The organism is Allobosea caraganae (assembly GCF_003351345.1).
In the GTDB taxonomy this organism is placed as follows: domain Bacteria; phylum Pseudomonadota; class Alphaproteobacteria; order Rhizobiales; family Beijerinckiaceae; genus Allobosea; species Allobosea caraganae.
Genome location: NZ_QQTO01000002.1, coordinates 2,501 through 5,695, shown reverse-complemented (window position 1 = coordinate 5,695; position 3,195 = coordinate 2,501). Strand labels below are relative to the sequence as shown.

The 3,195-nt window shown below is 54.5% G+C and carries 1 tRNA gene and 2 rRNA genes (1 of these 3 running past the window's edge); all 3 read right to left on the bottom strand.

Features of this window, described 5'->3' with window-relative positions:
* Positions 1-52 precede the first annotated feature (52 nt).
* Positions 53-129, bottom strand: a tRNA-Met gene (locus DWF00_RS02025).
* A gap of 109 nt (positions 130-238) precedes the next feature.
* Positions 239-353 (bottom strand): 5S ribosomal RNA (gene rrf / locus DWF00_RS02020).
* A 128-nt stretch (positions 354-481) separates the two neighbouring features.
* Positions 482-3,195: ribosomal RNA gene (locus DWF00_RS02015) — 23S ribosomal RNA — on the bottom strand; it runs 90 nt beyond the window's last position.

The following is a 3,195-nucleotide window of genomic DNA, read 5'->3' as shown; positions in this document are numbered from 1 at the left end:
TCGCCCTGAACGGAGAAAAGCCCCGTGGTTTTGACCATCGGGGCTTTTGATTTGGTTGCGGGGGCAGGATTTGAACCTACGACCTTCAGGTTATGAGCCTGACGAGCTACCGGGCTGCTCCACCCCGCGATAAGGCGTCTGGACCGCTGCTTTGGTCCTTAAATGGTGACGCGGCGCCGATTTTCATCGGGCGCCGCGTTCATGCGATTTGTCTTTGTGTGAGGGATATCCTTGACAGGCCCGGCAACGACCTACTCTCCCGGGTCTTGAGACACAGTACCATCAGCGCTGAGAAGTTTAACGGCCGAGTTCGGGATGGGATCGGGTTCTGGCTTCTCGCTCAAGCCACCGGGCCGGCGAAGGATATGGCAAGCAAAAACGATGTTTCTTTCGCGCCGTCTGCTGGTGCCTGGCTGAGATGAGCCTGGCGAGGCAGCGCGTTGTTCGCATTGTTGGAGTGTTGCGGACATTGATCATGAGAACGATCAAGCCGATCGAGCAATTAGTACCGGTAAGCTGAGCAGGTTACCCCACTTACACACCCGGCCTATCAACGTGGTCGTCTTCCACGGCTCTCAAGGGATATCTCGTTTTGAGGTGGGTTTCCCGCTTAGATGCATTCAGCGGTTATCCCGACCGTACATAGCTACCCTGCACTGCGGCTGGCGCCACAACAGGTCCACCAGAGGTACGTCCACCCCGGTCCTCTCGTACTAAGGGCAGATCCTCTCAAATATCCTACACCCACGGCAGATAGGGACCGAACTGTCTCACGACGTTCTGAACCCAGCTCACGTACCACTTTAATCGGCGAACAGCCGAACCCTTGGGACCTTCTCCAGCCCCAGGATGTGATGAGCCGACATCGAGGTGCCAAACGATTCCGTCGATATGGACTCTTGGGAATCATCAGCCTGTTATCCCCGGCGTACCTTTTATCCGTTGAGCGATGGCCCTTCCACGCGGGACCACCGGATCACTATGGCCGTCTTTCGACTCTGCTCGACTTGTCAGTCTCGCAGTCAGGCAGGCTTATGCCATTGCACTCAACGAGCGATTTCCGACCGCTCTGAGCCCACCTTCGCACGCCTCCGTTACTCTTTGGGAGGCGACCGCCCCAGTCAAACTGCCTGCCATGCGCTGTCTCGGACCCGGATGACGGGTCGCGGTTAGACATCCATGACGATAAGGGTGGTATTTCAAGGATGACTCCACCAAAGCTGGCGCCTCGGCTTCAAAGTCTACCACCTATCCTACACATGCCGACACGAATGCCAGCGCAAAGCTACAGTAAAGGTGCACGGGGTCTTTCCGTCTGACCGCAGGAACCCCGCATCTTCACGGGGAATTCAATTTCACTGAGTTGATGCTGGAGACAGCGGGGAAGTCGTTACGCCATTCGTGCAGGTCGGAACTTACCCGACAAGGAATTTCGCTACCTTAGGACCGTTATAGTTACGGCCGCCGTTTACCGGGGCTTCAATTCGGTGCTTGCACACCTCCTTTTAACCTTCCGGCACCGGGCAGGCGTCAGACCCTATACGTCATCTTGCGATTTCGCAGAGCCCTGTGTTTTAGTTAAACAGTCGCTACCCCCTGGTCTGTGCCCCCAATGCCTAGTTGCCTAAGCACTGGGCCTCCTTATCCCGAAGTTACGGAGGTAAATTGCCGAGTTCCTTCAGCATCATTCTCTCAAGCGCCTTGGTATACTCTACCAGTCCACCTGTGTCGGTTTAGGGTACGGTCTAATGTTGGAGCTATTTCCAGGAACCGCTTGGAAGCCAGGTCAATCCAATAAGACCTGACAACGTACGCGATCCGTCACTACCAACTGGCTGAGGAATATTCACCTCATTCCCATCGACTACGCCTTTCGGCCTCGCCTTAGGGGCCGGCTAACCCTGCGGAGATTAACTTTACGCAGGAACCCTTGGACTTTCGGCGACAGTGTCTTTCACACTGTTTGTCGTTACTCATGTCAGCATTCGCACTTCCAATACCTCCAGCAGCCCTCACGGGTCCGCCTTCGTTGGCTTATGGAACGCTCCGCTACCGCTTGCACAAAGTGCAAACCTTAAGCTTCGGCTCGTGGCTTGAGCCCCGATACATTTTCGGCGCAGGAACCCTTGTTTAGACCAGTGAGCTGTTACGCTTTCTTTAAAGGATGGCTGCTTCTAAGCCAACCTCCTGGTTGTTTTGGGATTCCCACATCCTTTCACACTTAGCCACGAATTGGGGGCCTTAGCTGTAAGTCAGGGTTGTTTCCCTCTCCACGACGGACGTTAGCACCCGCCGTGTGTCTCCCGCGCAGTACTTCTCGGTATTCGGAGTTTGGTTAGGATCGGTAATGCGGTAAGCACCCCTTGCCCATCCAGTGCTCTACCCCCGAGAGTATTCACGCGAGGCGCTACCTAAATAGCTTTCGCGGAGAACCAGCTATTTCCGAGTTTGATTGGCCTTTCACCCCTAGCCACAAGTCATCCGAGACTTTTTCAACAGGCACCGGTTCGGTCCTCCAGTAAGTGTTACCTTACCTTCAACCTGCTCATGGCTAGATCACCCGGTTTCGGGTCTAATCCGACGAACTGAACGCCCTGTTCAGACTCGCTTTCGCTGCGCCTACGCCTATCGGCTTAAGCTTGCTCGTCAGATTAAGTCGCTGACCCATTATACAAAAGGTACGCGGTCACCCAGGACGGACCTTGGGCTCCCACTGTTTGTAAGCATTCGGTTTCAGGTGCTATTTCACTCCCCTCGTCGGGGTGCTTTTCACCTTTCCCTCACGGTACTTGTTCACTATCGGTCGCTGAGGAGTACTTAGGCTTGGAGGGTGGTCCCCCCACGTTCAGACAGGATTTCACGTGTCCCGCCTTACTCATGTCCCAACTGTTCGCAGATCCGTACGGGGCTATCACCCATTAATGCGTGGTTTCCCAACCACTTCCGGTAACTTACAGTCAGGCACTGGCCTGGTCCGCGTTCGCTCGCCACTACTAACGGAGTCTCGTTGATGTCCTTTCCTCCAGGTACTTAGATGTTTCAGTTCCCTGGGTTAGCTTTGAACCCCTATGTATTCGTAGGTTCAATACCCTCATGTGACAATTCGTAGTGCAACATCAGCTTTCGCTGAGGTCACAATACGAATTGTCGAAGGTGGGTTTCCCCATTCGGAAATCCGCGGATCAAAGCTCATTC